The sequence below is a fragment of the Pseudomonas sp. LBUM1644 genome, assembly GCF_059716195.1.
This window is the reverse complement of the sequence record NZ_CP166812.1, coordinates 1090297-1108474: the sequence shown is the minus strand read 5'-3', so window position 1 is coordinate 1108474 and position 18178 is coordinate 1090297. Positions and strand designations below refer to the sequence as shown.

21 protein-coding genes are annotated in these 18178 nt (G+C 58.8%); 1 reads left to right on the top strand and 20 read right to left on the bottom strand.

All coding sequences use genetic code 11. The features are described from left to right. Window positions 1-186: 186 nt before the first annotated feature. The 18 genes from bamB to trmJ form a co-directional block, all read right to left on the bottom strand. The gene (gene bamB / locus ACA052_RS05060; RefSeq protein WP_497648668.1) at window positions 187-1338 is read right to left on the bottom strand and encodes an outer membrane protein assembly factor BamB; all 1152 of its coding nucleotides are present in this window, start codon (window positions 1336-1338) and stop codon (window positions 187-189) included. Then, on the bottom strand, window positions 1331-1972 hold the full coding sequence (locus ACA052_RS05055; protein ID WP_497648667.1) for a tetratricopeptide repeat protein: 642 nt from the start codon (window positions 1970-1972) through the stop codon (window positions 1331-1333). Before ACA052_RS05055 ends, bamB begins: the two co-directional genes overlap by 8 nt. 40 nt (window positions 1973-2012) lie before the next feature. Beyond that, window positions 2013-3302 carry a histidine--tRNA ligase gene (gene hisS, locus ACA052_RS05050; protein WP_497648666.1) on the bottom strand — a complete coding sequence of 430 codons (1290 nt, stop codon included), beginning with the start codon at window positions 3300-3302 and terminating at the stop codon, window positions 2013-2015. A 37-nt stretch (window positions 3303-3339) separates the two neighbouring features. Beyond that, entirely contained in the window at window positions 3340-4449 is a 1110-nt protein-coding gene (gene ispG, locus ACA052_RS05045) for a flavodoxin-dependent (E)-4-hydroxy-3-methylbut-2-enyl-diphosphate synthase (RefSeq protein WP_128869503.1), read from the bottom strand. Window positions 4450-4452: 3 nt separating this feature from the next. Then, entirely contained in the window at window positions 4453-5508 is a 1056-nt protein-coding gene (locus ACA052_RS05040) for a RodZ domain-containing protein (protein ID WP_497648665.1), read from the bottom strand. Then, a complete protein-coding gene (pilW, locus tag ACA052_RS05035) occupies window positions 5508-6266 on the bottom strand; it encodes a type IV pilus biogenesis/stability protein PilW (RefSeq protein WP_497648664.1) in 759 nt (252 codons plus the stop codon). The genes ACA052_RS05040 and pilW overlap by 1 nt, the downstream gene beginning before the upstream one ends. 12 nt (window positions 6267-6278) lie before the next feature. Then, window positions 6279-7427, bottom strand: a complete 1149-nt coding sequence (gene rlmN, locus ACA052_RS05030) for a dual-specificity RNA methyltransferase RlmN (protein ID WP_497648663.1) — start codon at window positions 7425-7427, stop codon at window positions 6279-6281. Window positions 7428-7455: 28 nt separating this feature from the next. Further along, the gene (gene ndk / locus ACA052_RS05025) at window positions 7456-7881 is read right to left on the bottom strand and encodes a nucleoside-diphosphate kinase (RefSeq protein ID WP_007916882.1); all 426 of its coding nucleotides are present in this window, start codon (window positions 7879-7881) and stop codon (window positions 7456-7458) included. A gap of 196 nt (window positions 7882-8077) precedes the next feature. Continuing rightward, window positions 8078-8278: a Fe-S cluster assembly protein IscX gene (gene iscX, locus ACA052_RS05020; RefSeq protein ID WP_116581898.1), complete on the bottom strand. Its 201-nt coding sequence runs from the start codon at window positions 8276-8278 to the stop codon at window positions 8078-8080. 15 nt (window positions 8279-8293) lie between these two features. Further along, complete coding sequence (gene fdx / locus ACA052_RS05015; protein ID WP_497648662.1) at window positions 8294-8635, bottom strand: ISC system 2Fe-2S type ferredoxin; 342 nt, start codon at window positions 8633-8635, stop codon at window positions 8294-8296. Beyond that, window positions 8635-10500, bottom strand: a complete 1866-nt coding sequence (gene hscA, locus ACA052_RS05010) for a Fe-S protein assembly chaperone HscA (protein WP_497648661.1) — start codon at window positions 10498-10500, stop codon at window positions 8635-8637. The genes fdx and hscA overlap by 1 nt, the downstream gene beginning before the upstream one ends. A gap of 51 nt (window positions 10501-10551) precedes the next feature. Beyond that, window positions 10552-11073 (bottom strand): co-chaperone HscB, encoded by a 522-nt coding sequence (hscB, locus tag ACA052_RS05005; RefSeq protein ID WP_497648660.1) that lies wholly within the window; start codon window positions 11071-11073, stop codon window positions 10552-10554. A gap of 8 nt (window positions 11074-11081) precedes the next feature. Continuing rightward, entirely contained in the window at window positions 11082-11405 is a 324-nt protein-coding gene (iscA, locus tag ACA052_RS05000; RefSeq protein WP_054045385.1) for an iron-sulfur cluster assembly protein IscA, read from the bottom strand. 34 nt (window positions 11406-11439) lie between these two features. Then, the gene (gene iscU / locus ACA052_RS04995; protein ID WP_003443374.1) at window positions 11440-11826 is read right to left on the bottom strand and encodes a Fe-S cluster assembly scaffold IscU; all 387 of its coding nucleotides are present in this window, start codon (window positions 11824-11826) and stop codon (window positions 11440-11442) included. A gap of 82 nt (window positions 11827-11908) precedes the next feature. Next, complete coding sequence (locus ACA052_RS04990) at window positions 11909-13123, bottom strand: IscS subfamily cysteine desulfurase (RefSeq protein ID WP_401356469.1); 1215 nt, start codon at window positions 13121-13123, stop codon at window positions 11909-11911. A 51-nt stretch (window positions 13124-13174) separates the two neighbouring features. After that, window positions 13175-13666 carry a Fe-S cluster assembly transcriptional regulator IscR gene (iscR, locus tag ACA052_RS04985; protein ID WP_007903581.1) on the bottom strand — a complete coding sequence of 164 codons (492 nt, stop codon included), beginning with the start codon at window positions 13664-13666 and terminating at the stop codon, window positions 13175-13177. Between the two features lie 348 nt (window positions 13667-14014). After that, window positions 14015-14791 carry a serine O-acetyltransferase gene (gene cysE / locus ACA052_RS04980; protein WP_497650269.1) on the bottom strand — a complete coding sequence of 259 codons (777 nt, stop codon included), beginning with the start codon at window positions 14789-14791 and terminating at the stop codon, window positions 14015-14017. A 2-nt stretch (window positions 14792-14793) separates the two neighbouring features. Further along, window positions 14794-15564: a tRNA (cytosine(32)/uridine(32)-2'-O)-methyltransferase TrmJ gene (trmJ, locus tag ACA052_RS04975; RefSeq protein ID WP_497648659.1), complete on the bottom strand. Its 771-nt coding sequence runs from the start codon at window positions 15562-15564 to the stop codon at window positions 14794-14796. Window positions 15565-15710: 146 nt separating this feature from the next. Here trmJ and suhB point away from each other — a divergent pair, with 146 nt between their 5' ends. Next, window positions 15711-16529 carry a type III secretion system regulator SuhB gene (gene suhB / locus ACA052_RS04970; RefSeq protein WP_008014726.1) on the top strand — a complete coding sequence of 273 codons (819 nt, stop codon included), beginning with the start codon at window positions 15711-15713 and terminating at the stop codon, window positions 16527-16529. Window positions 16530-16590: 61 nt separating this feature from the next. On the opposite strand, the gene ACA052_RS04965 is transcribed toward suhB, so the two are convergent. Next, the gene (locus ACA052_RS04965; protein ID WP_497648658.1) at window positions 16591-17139 is read right to left on the bottom strand and encodes a glycine zipper 2TM domain-containing protein; all 549 of its coding nucleotides are present in this window, start codon (window positions 17137-17139) and stop codon (window positions 16591-16593) included. A gap of 119 nt (window positions 17140-17258) precedes the next feature. Continuing rightward, complete coding sequence (gene secF / locus ACA052_RS04960) at window positions 17259-18173, bottom strand: protein translocase subunit SecF (RefSeq protein WP_497648657.1); 915 nt, start codon at window positions 18171-18173, stop codon at window positions 17259-17261. Between the last annotated feature and the right edge of the window lie 5 nt (window positions 18174-18178).

Below are 18178 nucleotides of genomic sequence, written 5' to 3'. Positions count from 1 at the left end.
GCTGGTGCTCGGGGCAATCACCATGTGCTTTTCTGTAGGAGCGAGCTTGCTCGCGAAAAACGCCATGACACCGCGTTTATTCAGACAGCCAACGTAATCGTTAGCGTCCATCGCGAGCAAGCTCGCTCCTACAGTTTTACGAACAGTGAAGCCGCTTGGGGTATTATCCCAAGCATAGTCAAAACATTACTTAATGGTCAGGGCTTCCAGTTTGCCGCTGTTGCCATAGACGTAAATCGTGTCACCCACCACCAGTGGACGGGCACGAAGGCCGTCGCTGTCGATGCGCTCGCGGCCGACGAAACGACCGTCCACCTGGCTCAGCAGGTGCAGGTAACCTTCCAGGTCACCGACTGCAACATAGCTCGAGTACACTTCCGGAGCCGACAATTGACGACGGGCCAGCGAATCGTTGCTCCACAAGGCTGTGGTGGAACGCTCGTCAACGCCTTCAACAGTGCCCGAAGACAGGCTTACGTAAACGTTGCCGAAACCCTGGGCGACGCCGGCATAACTGGAAGCATCACGCTGCCAGAGCTGACGACCGCTTTCCAGGTCCAGTGCCGCAACGCGACCCTGATAGCTGGCGACATACAGCGTACCGCCGGACAGCAGCAAGCCACCGTCGATATCGACAACACGCTCCAGTTCCGAACGACCTTGTGGAATAGCAACGCGTTGCTCCCACACCGGTACGCCGTTGGTAATGTCGAGCGCCACCACTTTACCGGTCGACAGGCCAGCCACCGCGAGGCGGTTGGTGACAATCGGCGCACTGGTGCCACGCAGGGTCAGAACCGCCGGGGTGCTGTCGTACAACCAGCGCTGGTTGCCGGTAGCGGCATCCAGACCGATCAGACGGTCATCCTGAGTCTGGACCACCACCACGTCGCCGTTGCTGGCCGGTGGCGCGAGGACTTCACTGGACACGCGAGCGCGCCATTTCTCTTCACCACTGTTGGCGTCCAGCGCAACGATTTCGCCCTTCAGCGTACCGATAGTCAGCAGGCCGTAACCCACGCCAACGGCACCGGAAACAGGCAGATCAAGATCCTTCTTCCATTTGACGTCGCCATTGCTGCGATCCATCGCCATCACCACACCGGTGACGTCGGCGGCATAGATAGTATCGCCATCGATCGCCGGAACCAGCATGTTGTAGCTTTCGCCCTGACCGTCACCGATCGAGCGGCTCCACTGCTTGTGCAGAACCACTTCTTCTTTGAAGTCGACCAGTTCGGCCGGCGGCAATTCTTTTTTGCTGTTGCTGCTGCAACCCGCGGCCAATACGGCCAGAGCCAGCAATGCTGCATGTTTCCAACGGATCACGTCACGCATCCCCTTTAGCCAGGTCGTCCAGCTTGATTTGTAGGCCGCCGACCGCCGCTTCATCCGACAGTGCCGCCTTGGCTTTTTGATACGCCGCGTTTGCTTCGTCGGTACGACCCAGCTGCACCAGCAGGTCGCCTTTGAGTTCTTCGCGAGTGGCCAGGAACGCCTTCTCTGCATCGCCTTCGAGCAGTTTCAGGGCATCATCGGCTTTGTTCTGCGCGGCCAGTACCTGCGCCAGGCGCTGGCGGGCAATCTCGCCCAGTGCCGGGTTGGCCGGTTTGGCAACGATAGCTTTCAGCTCGCTGACCGCGTCATCCAGCTTGCCGCTGTCGACCGCGACTTTCGCCACGAACAGGCTGCCGTATTGCGCGTAAGCCGTGCCGCCGAACTCGCTATTGAGCTTGCCGGCCAGGTCCGAAACGCGCGCTGCATCGGGTTTACCGTCAGGTGTCAGCGTGGTTTCGAGCAATTGCTGATAGAGCATCGAAGCGCCTTGCGCCTGATTGTTCTGATACTTGTGAAAGGCCTGCCAGCCGAACACGATGACCAGCGCCAACAGGCCGCCAGTGACCAGGGGCTTGCCGTTGCGTGTCCACCAGTCCTTCAAATCCGCCAGCTGTTCGTCTTCGGTACTCGACACCCCAATACTCCTTAATCGCTAAATCGGCTGTTTGACAGCTTCAACCCTGCACGACGCAGGTGGCCAGGTGTGCAGCAAGCGCATCCCAGGCAATGCTTTGTTGTTCGCCCTGGCCACGCAGGGGTTTGAAACCTACCACTTGCTGGGCCATTTCGTCGTCACCGAGGATCAGCGCATATAGCGCACCGCTCTTGTCGGCTTTCTTGAACTGGCTTTTGAAGCTGCCGGCGCCGGCATTGATCTGCAGGCGCAGGTTTGGCAATTGATCGCGAACCTTCTCGCTCAACGTCAGGGCAGCCAACTCGGCAGCCTCGCCGAATGCGCAAAGATAAACGTCGACCTGACGGGAAATTTCTTCCGGGATCTGCTCCAGGGTTTCAAGCAGCAGCACCAGACGCTCGATGCCCATGGCGAAACCAACGCCGGGGGTCGGCTTGCCGCCCATCTGCTCGACCAGACCGTCGTAACGACCACCGGCACACACGGTGCCCTGGGCGCCCAACTTGTCGGTGACCCATTCGAAAACGGTCTTGCTGTAGTAATCGAGCCCGCGAACCAGCTTCGGGTTGATCACGTAAGGAATGCCAGCAGCGTCGAGGCGAGCCTTCAGTCCCTCGAAGTGCACGCGGGATTCTTCGTCGAGGTAGTCGGCCATTTTCGGCGCGTCGACCAGCACGGCTTGAGTCTCGGCGTTCTTGGTGTCCAGAACCCGCAAAGGGTTGGTCTTCAGACGGCGCTGGCTGTCTTCGTCCAGCTTGTCCAAGTGCTTGGACAGGAACTCGACCAGCGCTTCACGATAGCGACCACGAGACTCGCTGGTGCCCAGGCTGTTGAGCTCGAGCTTGACCGCATCGCGGATACCCAGCTCGCCCCACAGGCGCCAAGTGAGCACGATCAGCTCGGCGTCGATGTCCGGACCGTCGAGGTTGAATACTTCGACACCGATCTGGTGGAACTGACGATAACGGCCTTTCTGCGGACGTTCGTGGCGGAACATCGGACCGATGTACCAGAGTTTCTGCACCTGGCCACCGCCGGTGATGCCGTGCTCGAGCACCGCACGCACGCAGGCCGCCGTGCCTTCGGGGCGCAGGGTCAGTGAATCGCCGTTGCGGTCGTCGAAGGTGTACATCTCTTTTTCGACGATGTCGGTCACTTCACCGATGGAACGCTTGAACAGCTCGGTGAATTCAACGATCGGCATGCGGATCTGCTTGTAACCGTAGTTGTCCAGCAGACGCGAGACGGTGCCCTCGAAATGACGCCACAGCGGAGTCTGTTCGGGCAGGATGTCGTTCATGCCACGAATGGCTTGCAGAGACTTGCTCACTATAAATCCTTAAATTCGTTCGGCTCTTTAGTCAGGCTCAGCCACGCGCAATAACGGCAGCGTCGGCTTCGACCTTTTCGGCCGCTTTCTGGCGGATCAAGCGTTCAAGCTCATCCACCAGATTGTCATTCGTCAGTTTCTGCGACGGCTTGCCGTCGATGTAAATCAGGTTGGGCGTGCCACCGGTCAAGCCGATATGGGCTTCCTTGGCTTCACCCGGCCCGTTGACCACGCAACCAATGACCGCGACATCCAGCGGCACCAGCAGGTCTTCAAGGCGTCCTTCCAGCTCGTTCATGGTTTTGACCACATCGAAGTTCTGCCGCGAGCAGCTCGGGCAGGCGATGAAGTTGATACCACGGGAACGCAGGTGCAGGGATTTGAGAATGTCGTAGCCGACTTTCACTTCCTCAACCGGATCAGCCGCCAACGAGATGCGGATAGTATCGCCAATCCCTTCGGCGAGCAGCATACCGAGGCCCACGGCGGATTTCACCGTGCCTGAACGCAAACCACCTGCTTCAGTGATGCCCAGGTGCAGCGGCTGGACGATTTCCTTGGCCAGCAAGCGGTAAGCGGCGACGGCCATGAACACGTCGGAGGCTTTCACGCTGACCTTGAAGTCCTGGAAGTTCAGGCGTTCGAGGTGCTCGACGTGACGCAAGGCAGATTCGACCAGCGCGGCCGGGGTTGGCTCGCCGTATTTCTTTTGCAGGTCTTTTTCCAGGGAACCGGCGTTGACGCCGATGCGGATCGGGATCCCACGATCACGGGCGGCATTGACCACCGCACGCACGCGGTCTTCGCGACCGATGTTGCCCGGGTTGATCCGCAGGCAGTCAACACCCAACTCGGCCACGCGCAAAGCGATCTTGTAGTCGAAGTGGATGTCGGCCACCAACGGCACTTTGACCAGTTGCTTGATCTTGCCGAAGGCTTCGGCGGCGTCCATGTCCGGGACGGAAATGCGCACGATATCGACGCCAGCCGCTTCCAGACGATTGATCTGGGCGACGGTGGCAGCGACGTCATTGGTGTCGCTGTTGGTCATGCTCTGCACAGCGATGGGCGCATCGCCGCCAACAGGGACGTTACCGACCCAGATCTTGCGGGATTCGCGACGCTTGATTGGAGATTCGCCGTGCATGACTTATTGACCCAACTTCAGGCGAGCAGTCTCGCCACTGGTGAACGGAGCGACATCAACCACCTGTCCGTTGTAGCTCACCTGCGCGCCACGGGCGAAGCCCAGGCGCACGGAGAACGGCGGTTTGCCGCTGACGGATACGTTTTCGCCTTTGCGCTTGAGACCGCTCAACAGCACTTTGCCGTTGCCGTCGGTCACTTGCGTCCAGCAATCAGCCGTGAACTGCAGTTGAACCTGACCCTGGCCGGCAACCGGTGCCACCGCTGCTGGAGCGGGAATGGTCGGCGTTACCGAAGCGCTTGCAGGCGGGGTCGATACAACGGGAGCCGTCGGGGCTGGCGCTACCGGAGTCGCGACAACTGGCGCAGTGCTGTGCGCTGGAGCAGCGGGTGCAGTGTTGTGCGCAGGGGCAGCAGGAGCAGCGGGTGCAGTCGGAGCGGCAGCAGGTGCGGTGGCCTCAGCTACGGCCGATGCTTCAGTGGAACTTTCGGCTTGTGGCAACGCCAGAGACGTCGAGCCTTCGGCCTGACCTTCCGCGACGGCCTGGTCTTCCGGCTCGTCCAGCGGATGGATCTGCGTAGTGCCATCGGCGCCTTCGACTTCAACGTGTTCCGGGCTCAGGCTGACTTGGTCCTTGGTGCGCAAGGAGGCTTGATCCTGCCACCAGACAAAACCACCGCCAATGACCGCGATCAGCAACAGCAGGCTAACAATTCGCAAAATGGTGTGGGAAACACGAACCGGCTCCTCGATACGACCCAGGCTATGAACGCTGCTGCCCTGGGAGTCGGTGCCGGTGGATTGGTCGAACTGCTGGACCAGGACGGTCTGGTCCATGCCCAGCAATTTGGCATACGCGCGAATATAACCGCGAGCGAAGGTATGCCCAGGCAGCTTGTCAAAAGCGCCGGCTTCCAGATTGCTGAGGGAATTGACGGTGAGGTTGAGCTTAAGGGCCACTTCGGCCAGCGACCAGCCATTGCTTTCGCGGGCCTGGCGCAAGGTCTCACCGGGGTTAACGCGATTCGCTGCTACAACTTCGGGATGCGCCGCTTTCATCATTGCTCCGACAGGTATTGCTGATATTCCGGCGTACCGGGATAGAGTCGTTTTAATTGCAGGCCGAAACTGGCGGCCTTGTCGCGATCTTCAAACACTTTTGCCAGCCGAACGCCGAGCAATAGACTACGTGCATTTTGTTCGGTAAGCAGGCTAAAACGGTCGTAATAGTCACGCGCGGGCACATAATGCCTGTCTTCGAAGGACAACTCAGCCATTTCGAGCAATGCTCGTGGCTGTTGTCGATTCAGTCGCAAGGCTTTTTCCAATTGCTGCTGGGCCAGTTCACGCTGCCCCAGCTTCGAAGCGGTCATACCGAGGCTCTCGAACACTCGCGAACGCTCAGGATACAGGGTATCGGCGGCGGCCTGTTCGAAGCGCTCGTAGGCCTCTTTGTAACGCTTCTCTTCGTAAAGAAAACTACCGTAGTTGTTCAGGATTCGCGCATCAGTGGGGCGGGAGGACAGTGCCTTGCGAAAATGCTGGTCCGCCAACTCCGGCTCCATTTCAGCCTGGAACACCAGACCCAGCGCCGCATTGGCATCCGGATCAGAGTCATCCAGGTCCAGCGCCTTCTTCAGCGGAACCTTGGCGCGCTCTGTCATGCCTTGCTGCAAGTATCCCAAGCCCAGCTGCACATAGGCAGTACGCGCTTCATCGCGGCCCTTGCTGGTCTTCATCGGGTTGAAATCGCCCGACAGGACACAGCCAGCACAGAGGCTGGCCAACAGCAGAAGCAGCGCAAAGCGCAGGGACATAGAGATCCTCTCTTAATTATTGTTCGCGGCGTTCTGTGCGATATCGTTTTCGGCGTTTAACTCACGCACGGCGATATAACGCTCGCTGCGACGGGTGCGATCCAGCACCTGCCCTACCAATTGGCCACACGCGGCATCGATGTCTTCACCGCGAGTGGTGCGTACGGTGACATTGAAACCGGCATGATGAAGCTGATCCTGGAAACGACGAATCGCGTTATTGCTCGGGCGCTCGTAACCAGAATGCGGGAACGGATTGAACGGAATCAGGTTGATCTTGCACGGGATGTTCTTGAGCAACTCGATCATTTCGACCGCGTGTTCGACCTTGTCGTTGATGTCCTTGAGCAAGGTGTACTCGATGGTCAGCACGCGCTTCTCGCCGAGGGACGACATGTAGCGCTGGCACGACTCGAGCAGCATCTTAAGCGGGTATTTCTTGTTGATCGGCACCAATTGGTTACGCAATGCGTCGTTCGGTGCGTGCAGGGACAACGCCAGGGAGACGTCGATGTGCTTGGACAGCTCATCGATCATCGGCACCACGCCCGAAGTAGACAGGGTTACGCGGCGCTTTGAGATCCCGTAGCCCAGGTCATCCATCATCAGATGCATGGCGGCCACGACGTTGTCAAAGTTCAGCAGCGGCTCGCCCATGCCCATCATCACCACGTTGGTGATCGCACGGTCGGCAGTCGCCGGGATGCTGCCAAACGATTTATTGGCAATCCACACCTGGCCGATGACTTCGGCGGCGGTGAGGTTGCTGTTGAAACCTTGCTTGCCGGTGGAGCAGAAACTGCAATCCAGGGCACAGCCTGCCTGGGACGAAACGCACAGAGTGCCGCGTTTGCCCTGAGGAATGTACACAGTCTCGACGCAGCTGCCGGACGCCACGCGCACCACCCACTTACGGGTGCCGTCGGTGGAAATGTCCTCGCTGACAACTTCGGGACCGCGAACTTCGGCAATAACCTTGAGCTTGTCGCGCAAGGCCTTGCTGACGTTCGTCATGGCGTCGAAATCATCGACGCCAAGGTGGTGAATCCATTTCATTACCTGACCGGCACGGAAACGCTTCTCCCCGATTGAGTCGAAGAATTTTTCCATTTCCTGTTGAGTCAGACCCAGCAGGTTGGTTTTTACAGTCGATGTAGTCATGGATTCACCTTCACTCTTAAGCCAATGCTTAGCGAGTGGTTACTTCAGTAGCTGCGAAGAAGTACGAGATTTCGCGAGCAGCAGCGGCTTCGGAGTCCGAACCGTGTACGGCGTTGGCGTCGATGGAATCAGCGAAGTCAGCGCGGATGGTGCCGGCAGCAGCTTCTTTAGGGTTGGTAGCGCCCATCAGCTCACGGTTCAGAGCGATAGCGTTTTCGCCTTCCAGAACCTGAACGACAACCGGACCGGAGATCATGAAAGCAACCAGGTCGCCGAAGAAACCACGAGCGCTGTGCTCAGCGTAGAAGCCTTCAGCTTCAGCTTTGGACAGTTGCTTCAGTTTCGAAGCTACAACGCGCAGGCCTGCTTTTTCGAAACGAGTGGTGATCTCGCCGATGACGTTTTTTGCAACAGCGTCAGGCTTGATGATGGAGAAAGTACGTTGAACAGCCATGGTGTAACTCCAGAAACGGTAATTTGTGAAAAATTAAACCCGCGAATTATACGCGGGTTCTTGGGTATTGCCTAACGGCGTGAAGGTCGCGACCTCCGCCTTCTGTAGGAGCTGCCGAAGGCTGCGATCTTTTGATCTGTGCTTGGGATTCAAGCGGCATTGGAAAAGATCGCAGCCTCGCTTCGCTCGTGAGCTCCTACTCTGCTTCTTCGATCCAGGCGGCCTGAATGGCTTCAAGCACCTTCTCGCCACCGCGGGTCGGATCATCGCTGAACTCAGGCAATGCCAGCACCCATTTGTGCAGATCGACGAAGTTCACGTAACGCGGGTCCACATCCGGCTTGGATTCAGCCAGCTGGATCGCGATTTCCAGCACATCAACCCATTTCAGACTCATGTCGGTTCCCTTGAATCAGTGCGGCGCTTCGGCCGCATGGTTGAGCGAATACTTCGGAATTTCGACCGTCAGGTCTTCAGTCCCGACGATCGCCTGACAGCCTAGACGCGATTGCGGCTCCAGACCCCAGGCCCGATCAAGAAAGTCCTCTTCCAGCTCGTCGGCTTCTTCCAGCGACTCAAACCCTTCGCGGATGATGCAGTGGCACGTGGTGCAGGCGCAAACGCCGCCACAGGCGCTTTCCATTTCGATGTGGTTGTCATGGGCCACTTCGAGAATGGATTTACCGGTTTCAGCCTCGACAACCATACCGTCCGGGCAATGCTCGGCGTGTGGCAGAAAAATGACCTGCGGCATCAGTTATCCTCGATTTCATTCAGGTTGCGCCCCGCCAGTGCGGCTTTCACCGTCGAGTCCAGGCGGCGGGCAGCAAAGGCATCGGTCACTTGCGACAGACGCTTGGTCTGCTGCTCGATGGCGTAACCATCGGTACCGTTCATCAGTTCAGTCAATTCCTGCATCTGCAGCTCGATGACCATGCGCTCCTCGGCGTCGAGCAAGCGCTCGCCGTCGACGTCGAGGGCGGCTTGCACCGCTTCGATCAGGCGCTGGGCATCGACCTGCTGCTCGCGCAACACACGGGCGACTTTGTCGTCGTTGGCGTGCTGGAACGAATCCTTGAGCATCTTGGCGATTTCGCCGTCGGTCAGGCCGTAGGACGGCTTGACCTGGATGCTGGCTTCGACGCCCGAACCCAATTCCCGGGCCGAAACACTGAGCAGACCGTCGGCATCGACCTGGAAGGTCACGCGAATCTTCGCCGCGCCGGCCACCATCGCCGGAATACCGCGCAATTCAAAACGCGCCAGGGAGCGACAGTCGCTGATCAGCTCGCGCTCACCTTGCAAGACGTGAATCGCCATGGCCGACTGGCCATCTTTGTAAGTCGTAAAGTCCTGAGCCCGGGCAACGGGGATGGTGGTGTTGCGCGGAATCACCTTCTCCATCAAGCCGCCCATGGTTTCCAGCCCCAGTGACAATGGAATCACGTCAAGCAACAGCAACTCATCGCCATCACGCTTGTTGCCGGCCAGGGTATCGGCCTGGATCGCGGCACCGATGGCCACCACTTGATCCGGGTCGATTTCAGTCAGTGGCTCGCGACCGAAGGCTTCCGCGACAGCTTCGCGGACGCGAGGCACACGCGTCGAACCGCCAACCATAACCACGGCGTGCACTTCTTCCAGCTCGACACCGGAATCACGCACGGCGCGGCGGCAGGCTTTCAGGCTGCGGGCAACCATCGGCTCGATCAGCGCATTGAAGGCTTCACGGGTCAGCTCGGCTTTCCAGTCGCCATAAGCGACTTCTACAGCCGCGGCGTTGGTGAGGGCCTCTTTGGCCGCACAAGCGGTTTGCAGCAGATGGCGTTGTGCACCAGGGTCGAGATCGGCCGACAAACCGGCGCTCTCGATGATCCAGCCAGCGATCGCGTGGTCAAAGTCATCGCCGCCCAGAGCGCTGTCGCCGCCGGTCGCCAGAACTTCAAACACGCCGCCGGTCAAACGCAGAATCGAAATATCGAACGTACCGCCGCCCAGGTCATAAATAGCGACCAGGCCTTCGGCGTGTTGATCCAGACCGTATGCCACAGCGGCAGCGGTTGGCTCGTTGAGCAAACGCAGCACATTCAGGCCGGCCAGCTTGGCCGCATCCTTGGTGGCTTGACGCTGAGCATCGTCGAAATAAGCCGGAACGGTGATCACCGCCCCCACCAACTCGCCACCCAACGTCGCTTCGGCGCGCTGACGCAGCACCTTGAGGATATCGGCGGAGACTTCGACCGGGCTTTTCGGGCCCTGAATCGTGTCGATGAACGGCATGTGCGATTCGCCGCCGACAAAGCGGTACGGCAGTTGATCGCCCAATTGCTTGACGTCGGACAGACCACGACCCATCAAGCGTTTGACCGACAGCACGGTGTTCAAGGGATCGGTAGCGGCAGCCAGCTTGGCCGACTCGCCGACTTCGACGCGATCGGCGTGATAGCGCACGGCCGACGGCAGGATAACCTGCCCGTCAGCATCGGCCAGAGGCTCGGAAAGACCACTGCGCAACGCAGCGACCAGCGAATTGGTAGTGCCCAAGTCGATCCCCACAGCCAGACGACGCTGGTGCGGTTGAGGACTTTGGCCGGGTTCGGCGATCTGCAGTAGGGCCATCGTTATCAGGACTTATCTGTATATCAGGCGTGCGACCGGAGCGGCACTGGGTTAATCGTCGAGGCGCTCTTCTAACTGGCGCACTTCGTAGGTGAGCTTGTCGAGGAACTGCATGCGTCGCATCAGGCGTTCGGCCTGCTCACGTTGCGCTGCATCATCCCAACAGGCTGCGAAGCTTTCGTTCAGCTCGTCCTGAGCAGTTTTCAGGCGACGCTTGAACACTGCAACACCGGCCAGGTCGGCACTGTCTTGCAGGTCTTCGAGCTCTTCACGCAACTCCATCTGCTGCAGAAGAAACTCCGGATCATGCACCGTGACCTCCAGCGGCAGCTCACCACCGTTCAGGGCGAGCAAATAACGCGCGCGCTTCGGGGGATTCTTGAGCGTCTGGTAGGCCTCGTTGAGGCTCGCGGATTGCTCTAGCGCCAACCGCTGCTCGCGCTCGGAAGCGTCTGCAAAGCGGTCAGGATGAACACCGCGCGCCAACTCACGATAGCGCGTGGCCAACTGATCGAGATCCAGACGGAAACTCGGCTTCAGCTCAAATAAAGCGAAATGACAAGGAGTACCCACGAGCAGCCTCAGATGTTGAAGCTTTCGCCGCAGCCACACTCACCGCGCACGTTGGGGTTGTTGAACTTGAAGCCTTCGTTCAACCCTTCCTTGACGAAATCGAGTTCGGTGCCGTCCAGGTAGGACAGGCTTTTCGGGTCGATGATCACTTTCTCGCCGTGACTTTCGAACACCTGATCCTCTGCAACCACCTCGTCGACAAACTCCAGCACGTAGGCAAGGCCGGAACAGCCCGTGGTGCGAACACCCAGACGAATCCCCTCACCTTTGCCGCGCCCGTTGAGGGAGCGCCGCACGTGTTGAGCAGCCGCTTCTGTCATGCTGATAGCCATCGGTGACTCCTTACTCGTCGCCAAATCTTGAAAGTCAGATCAAGCCTTTCTTCTGCTTGTAGTCGCGAACGGCCGCTTTGATAGCGTCTTCAGCGAGTACGGAGCAGTGAATTTTTACTGGCGGCAGGGCCAGTTCTTCGGCCAGCTGAGTGTTCTTGATGGTCTCTGCTTCATCCAGAGTCTTGCCTTTCATCCACTCGGTCGCCAGGGAGCTGGAGGCGATAGCCGAACCGCAACCGTAGGTCTTGAACTTGGCATCTTCGATGATGCCTTGCTCGTTGACCTTGATCTGCAGGCGCATCACGTCGCCGCACGCCGGAGCGCCGACCATGCCAGTGCCGACATCCGGGTCTTCCGCGTCCATCTTGCCGACGTTACGCGGGTTTTCGTAGTGGTCGATGACCTTTTCGCTGTAAGCCATGATTCTTAATCCTCACTCATCAGAGAGTCGCTCTTGAGCCCTGAAACCTAAGTTTACAGGGCCGGTTTGCGGCGACTTGAAATCAGTGTGCCGCCCACTCGATCTTCGAAATGTCGACACCGTCTTTGTACATGTCCCACAGCGGCGACAAGGTGCGCAGCTTGGTAACGGCCTCGCAGACTTTCTGCGCGGCGTAGTCGATTTCTTCTTCGGTGGTGAAACGGCCGAAGGTGAAACGGATCGAGCTGTGTGCCAGTTCGTCGTTGCGGCCCAGGGCGCGCAGTACGTACGAAGGCTCAAGCGATGCCGAGGTGCAGGCCGAACCCGACGAAACCGCCAGGTCCTTGAGCGCCATGATCAGCGACTCGCCTTCAACGTAGTTGAAGCTCAGGTTCAGGTTGTGCGGTACGCGGGCGGTCATGCTGCCGTTGATGTACAGCTCTTCCAGGCCTTCGACCTGTTTGAAAAAGCGGTCGCTCAGGGCTTTGATGCGCACGTTCTCGGCCGCCATGTCTTCCTTGGCTACACGGAAAGCTTCACCCATGCCGACGATCTGGTGGGTCGCCAGGGTGCCGGAACGCATGCCACGTTCGTGACCGCCGCCGTGCATGGTCGCTTCGATGCGAACACGCGGCTTGCGGCTGACGTACAACGCGCCGATGCCTTTAGGGCCGTAGGTTTTGTGGGCGGAGAACGACATCATGTCGACTTTCAGTTTCGACAGATCGATGTCGACCTTGCCGGTGGACTGAGCCGCGTCAACGTGGAACAGGATGCCCTTGGAGCGGGTCAATTCGCCGATGGCTTCGATGTCGTTGATGGTGCCGATTTCGTTGTTCACGTGCATGACCGAGACCAGGATGGTGTCATCACGCAGTGCTGCTTCGATCATTGCTGGCGTGACCAGACCATCGGTCTGAGGCTCGAGGTAGGTCACTTCGAAGCCTTCACGCTCCAGTTGGCGCATGGTGTCGAGGACAGCCTTGTGCTCAATCTTGGTGGTGATCAGGTGTTTGCCCTTGGTCGCATAGAAATGCGCCGCACCCTTGATTGCCAAGTTGTCGGACTCGGTGGCACCGGAGGTCCAGACGATTTCACGCGGATCGGCGTTGACCAGGTCAGCGACCTGACGGCGAGCGTTTTCGACGGATTCTTCAGCTTTCCAGCCGAACACGTGGGAACGGGACGCCGGGTTACCGAAGTTTCCGTCGACCAGCAGGCATTCACTCATCTTTTGCGCGACACGCGGATCAACCGGGGTGGTCGCAGAGTAATCAAGGTAAATCGGCAATTTCATGGACTATCTCCTAAATCAGGCTGGCTGGCGTGCCGCTTAGCTCTTCGGCTGTCATTCGACGGCGGACGCTTCAATCTTGTCCAGGCGCGGCGCCTTGCTGTTGCAACGGCGCTGGTCCTGACGCTGGGCTACTTCTTGTACCTCACGGCGAGTGACAAGGTCAGCCAAGCTGATACCGCTCAGAAATTCGTGAATCTGCAGGCTCAGATCGCACCACAAGTGGTGAGTCAGACAGGTGTCGCCTTGATGGCAATCACCCTGGCCCTGGCATTTGGTAGCATCGACCGATTCGTTTACCGCATCGATCACCTGGGCAACCTGGATGCCCTGCATGTCGCGGGACAGTTGGTAACCGCCGCCTGGACCACGGACACTGGAGACCAGATTGCTGCGGCGCAATTTGGCGAAAAGCTGTTCGAGGTAGGACAGGGAGATGCCTTGGCGCTCGGAGATATCGGCCAGGGACACCGGCCCGTGCTGCGCGTGCAACGCCAGATCAAGCATGGCGGTTACGGCGTATCGGCCTTTTGTAGTCAGTCGCATGGACAATTACCACGGAGTTCGGAATGGGGCGAGTATGCAATTCCCGAGTATTTAAGTCAACTATAAGACCTAGTACTTTAGTCAGGTTTACCCGCAAAAGAGCGGCGGCATCATAGCAGGGTCTGAGGCCTAATGGCACACCGCTTAGCGCTGCGCCATCGCCTGAATACGACCCGGGAGGGAACTGCCGCTGCCTGCATTATCTGAATACGCCGCCTGACAAAACCGCTGATGGCTGCGATATCTGAATATGACTCCTGCAGGAGCTGCCGCAGGCTGCGATCTTTTGATCTTCGCCGTTAAAGCAAGATCAAAAGATCGCAGCCTGCGGCAGCTCCTACAGGGGTATCAGCCGGCCCGGGTTTCGTCTTTGTCTTTTACGCAGGCGAAGTCTTCTTCGCGCAGTTCGGGCAGATCTTTCGCACAGTAATTGCTGCCCAAGTCCTTCAGCGCCCCGCACATACCTTCCAGGCGACCATCAACGGCCTGCAGGTGGTCAAGCAATTGATTGATGGCACGCGCCACCGGGTCCGGCATGTCTTCGCCAACCCCATAGGCATCAAAACCGATCTTCTCAGCCATGGCCTTGCGCTTGGCATCCACCTCATCATCGGACTTGACGATAATCCGCCCCGGAATCCCAACCACCGTCGCCCCTGCCGGAACAGCCTTGGTCACCACGGCATTGGAACCGACCTTGGCTCCCGCGCCAACGGTGAACGGGCCGAGCACCTTGGCACCGGCGCCAACCACAACCCCATCCTCCAGAGTCGGGTGACGCTTGCCCTTGTTCCAGCTGGTGCCGCCGAGCGTTACCCCCTGATAAAGGGTGACATCGTTGCCGATCTCTGCGGTTTCACCGATGACGATGCCCATGCCATGGTCAATAAAGAATCGACGACCAACCTTGGCACCCGGATGAATCTCGATCCCGGTCAACCAGCGACCGAAGTTCGACACCAGCCGCGCCACCCATTTCAGCTCCGCGCGCCACAAGGCCGACGACAGGCGATGGATCCAGATGGCGTGCATGCCCGGGTAGCAAGTCAGGACTTCAAAAGCGTTACGCGCCGCCGGGTCTCGATGGAATACGCTTTGGATATCTTCACGCAAACGCTCAAACATCATTAATCCTTCCGCTTCAGAAGCTCGCCACGGGCCGCTTTTTGGGTTTCCGTGAGGATGCCACGCAATATATTCATTTCCGCCCGGCTGACCGAGCTTCGTCCGTACAACCGACGCAGGCGCGCCATCAAGTGCCGTGGTTTTTCCGGATCGAGAAATTCGATGGCCACCAGGGTTTGCTCCAGATGCTCATAGAATCGCTCCAGCTCATCCATGGTCGCCAGCTCAGCGCTTTTGACGGAGGCCACTTCTTCCTTCTCTACCTTGCTCGGCTGACCTTGGGCTGCAAGCCAGGACATCCGCACTTCATAGCTCAACACCTGCACCGCCGCCCCAAGGTTCAGCGAACTGAACTCAGGGTCTGATGGAATGTGCACGTGATAATGACATCGCTGCAGCTCTTCATTGGTCAGGCCGGAATCTTCACGACCGAACACCAGGGCAATCTCTGCACCCTGCCCTGCTTCCTCGACCACTTTCGAACCGCATTCGCGAGGATCGAGCAACGGCCAGGGAATCCGGCGATCGCGGGCGCTGGTGCCCAGCACCAGATTGCAGCCGATCAAGGCATCTTCCAAAGTGGCGACGACTTGCGCATTTTCAAGGATGTCCCCGGCACCAGAAGCGCGAGCATCGGCCTCGTGGTGCGGGAACAACCGCGGTTCGACCAGCACCAGCCGCGACAGGCCCATGTTCTTCATGGCACGCGCAGCCCCGCCGATATTGCCGGGGTGGCTGGTATTGACCAGGACGACACGAATGTTTTGCAGCACGGGAGGCGTTCTCGAACACAGAATTAGGGAGCGGAATCTTACAGTTCATCCTACCGTTAAGCTATGAAAGCGAACACCGACCTTCACCTGTAGAAACTTTCTGATAGAATGCCCGGCTTTCTTTAACAACCTTAGGTGACACATCCATGCAGCCCATGCTGAATATCGCGCTGCGCGCCGCCCGCAGCGCCAGTGAATTGATCTTCCGCTCCATCGAGCGCCTGGATACCATCAAGGTCGACGAAAAAGACGCCAAGGATTACGTATCCGAGGTCGATCGCGCCGCCGAGCAGAAAATCATCGACGCGCTGCGCAAGGCCTACCCGAATCACTCGATCATGGGTGAAGAAACCGGCATGCACGCCGGCACCGGGATCGAAGGCGAAGAATACCTGTGGATCATCGATCCGCTGGACGGCACCACCAACTTCCTGCGCGGCATTCCACACTTCGCTGTCAGCATCGCCTGCAAATACCGCGGTCGCCTGGAGCACGCTGTCGTTCTGGACCCGGTTCGCCAGGAAGAATTCACTGCCAGCCGTGGTCGCGGCGCCCAACTGAACGGTCGTCGCCTGCGCGTTAGCGGCCGCACCAGCCTGGACGGCGCCCTGCTGGGTACCGGCTTCCCGTTCCGTGACGACCAGATGGACAACCTCGACAACTACCTGGGCATGTTCCGCGCCCTGGTTGGCCAGACCGCCGGCATCCGCCGCGCTGGCTCGGCGAGCCTGGACCTGGCCTACGTGGCTGCCGGCCGGTTCGACGCGTTCTGGGAGTCGGGCCTGTCCGAGTGGGACATGGCTGCAGGCGCCCTGCTGATCCAGGAAGCTGGCGGCTTGGTGAGCGACTTCACTGGCGGTCACGATTTCCTTGAGAAAGGCCACATCGTTGCCGGCAACACCAAGTGCTTCAAGGCAGTTCTGACGGCGATCCAGCCGCACCTGCCGGCCTCGCTGAAACGCTAAGCGACCAGCCAAAAAAAAAGCACCCTGCGGGGTGCTTTTTTTGAATCTGAGTATCAGCTATTTATTGACCCGGCTCATTCTGCGACAGGATCAGCTTACCTTCCTTGTCGACCGGAATCTGGTTGCCCGGATCGCGATCCATCCGCACTTTGCCTTCCTTGCCATCCAGCGAATAACGAACGTCGTAACCTACAACCTTGTCGCTGATGTCATTGACGGTGTTGCAACGTCTTTGCATCGTGGTGGAAGTATCACGTTCCTGCATGCCTTCCTGGACCTTGTTGCCGGCGTAACCGCCACCCACCGCGCCCGCGACAGTGGCGAGCTTCTTGCCATTGCCGCCGCCGATCTGGTTACCGAGCAAACCACCGCCCACCGCACCCAGGACGGTACCGAGGATCTGGTGTTGATCTTTGACCGGCGCCTGCCGGGTCACTGCAACGTCCTTGCATACTTCACGTGGTGTCTTGATCTGTGTCTTAACCGGGTCAACGGCAAGTACTTGCGCATACTCAGGGCCGCTTTTAACCAGCTTGTAGGTGGCAACAGCACCCCCGGCGGTTACAGCGACAGCACCCAATACCGCACCAACCAGCAACGACTTGTTCACATGAACCTCCTGACCATCACATGCGGGACATGCCCGCGCTTCTCCCAGCCTTGGAGCATAAAAAAAGGCGCGAGTTCAACTCGCGCCTTTTTGGGCAGACAACCGGGAAGCGATGGCCGTTATGGACGGTCGTCGACTTCCTTCTCGGTCGCCGCAGGAGGAATCAAATCCTCACTGTTCAGGTTCAGCCAGATCAGCACCACGTTCGCGATGTAGATCGACGAGTAGGTACCCGCCAGAACACCGATGAACAAGGCGATCGAGAAGCCGAACAGGTTGTCGCCACCGAAGAACAGCAGTGCCGAGATCGCCAGCAACGTGGAGATCGACGTCGCCATGGTCCGTAGCAAGGTCTGCGTGGTCGAGATGTTGATGTTCTCGATCAGGTTGGCCTTGCGCAGCACACGGAAGTTCTCACGAACCCGGTCGAATACCACGATAGTGTCGTTGAGCGAGTAACCAATGATCGCCAGCACCGCCGCCAGCACCGTCAGGTCGAAGGTGATCTGGAAGAACGACAGGATGCCGATGGTCACGATCACGTCGTGGATCAACGAGACAATGGCGCCGACCGCAAACTTCCACTGAAAGCGGAAAGCCAGGTAGATCAGGATGCCGCCCAGCGCCATCAGCATGCCGAGGCCGCCCTGGTCGCGCAGCTCTTCACCGACCTGCGGGCCGACGAACTCGACGCGCTTGACCGTCGCCGGGTTATCGCCGCCGACCTTCAGCAGCGCTTCAGCTACCTGGTGACCCAGTTGCGGGTCTTCGCCCGGCATGCGCACCAGCAAATCGGTGGTCGCACCAAAGCTCTGCACGATGGCTTCGTGGTAACCCGACTCAGTAAGCTGGGTACGCACCTTGGACACATCGGCCGGACGCTCGTAGGTCAGCTCGATGAGCGTACCGCCGGTGAAGTCCAGGCCCCAGTTCATGCCCTTGTGGAAGACGCTGAAAATGGCCAGCGCCGTAAGGAACAATGTGACGCCGAACGCAAAGTTGCGAACGCCCATGAAGTTGATTGTACGTAACATGGCAG

Bases quoted from the DNA above. Each gene is read 5' to 3' on its own strand.
- bamB (WP_497648668.1), bottom strand. From the start codon at position 1,338: ATGCGTGACGTGATCCGTTGGAAACATGCAGCATTGCTGGCTCTGGCC.
- ispG (WP_128869503.1), bottom strand. From the start codon at position 4,449: ATGCACGGCGAATCTCCAATCAAGCGTCGCGAATCCCGCAAGATCTGG.
- ACA052_RS05040 (WP_497648665.1), bottom strand. From the start codon at position 5,508: ATGAAAGCGGCGCATCCCGAAGTTGTAGCAGCGAATCGCGTTAACCCC.
- pilW (WP_497648664.1), bottom strand. From the start codon at position 6,266: ATGTCCCTGCGCTTTGCGCTGCTTCTGCTGTTGGCCAGCCTCTGTGCT.
- rlmN (WP_497648663.1), bottom strand. From the start codon at position 7,427: ATGACTACATCGACTGTAAAAACCAACCTGCTGGGTCTGACTCAACAG.
- ndk (WP_007916882.1), bottom strand. From the start codon at position 7,881: ATGGCTGTTCAACGTACTTTCTCCATCATCAAGCCTGACGCTGTTGCA.
- iscX (WP_116581898.1), bottom strand. From the start codon at position 8,278: ATGAGTCTGAAATGGGTTGATGTGCTGGAAATCGCGATCCAGCTGGCT.
- fdx (WP_497648662.1), bottom strand. From the start codon at position 8,635: ATGCCGCAGGTCATTTTTCTGCCACACGCCGAGCATTGCCCGGACGGT.
- hscA (WP_497648661.1), bottom strand. From the start codon at position 10,500: ATGGCCCTACTGCAGATCGCCGAACCCGGCCAAAGTCCTCAACCGCAC.
- iscA (WP_054045385.1), bottom strand. From the start codon at position 11,405: ATGGCTATCAGCATGACAGAAGCGGCTGCTCAACACGTGCGGCGCTCC.
- iscU (WP_003443374.1), bottom strand. From the start codon at position 11,826: ATGGCTTACAGCGAAAAGGTCATCGACCACTACGAAAACCCGCGTAAC.
- ACA052_RS04990 (WP_401356469.1), bottom strand. From the start codon at position 13,123: ATGAAATTGCCGATTTACCTTGATTACTCTGCGACCACCCCGGTTGAT.
- iscR (WP_007903581.1), bottom strand. From the start codon at position 13,666: ATGCGACTGACTACAAAAGGCCGATACGCCGTAACCGCCATGCTTGAT.
- cysE (WP_497650269.1), bottom strand. From the start codon at position 14,791: ATGTTTGAGCGTTTGCGTGAAGATATCCAAAGCGTATTCCATCGAGAC.
- suhB (WP_008014726.1), top strand. From the start codon at position 15,711: ATGCAGCCCATGCTGAATATCGCGCTGCGCGCCGCCCGCAGCGCCAGT.
- secF (WP_497648657.1), bottom strand. From the start codon at position 18,173: ATGTTACGTACAATCAACTTCATGGGCGTTCGCAACTTTGCGTTCGGC.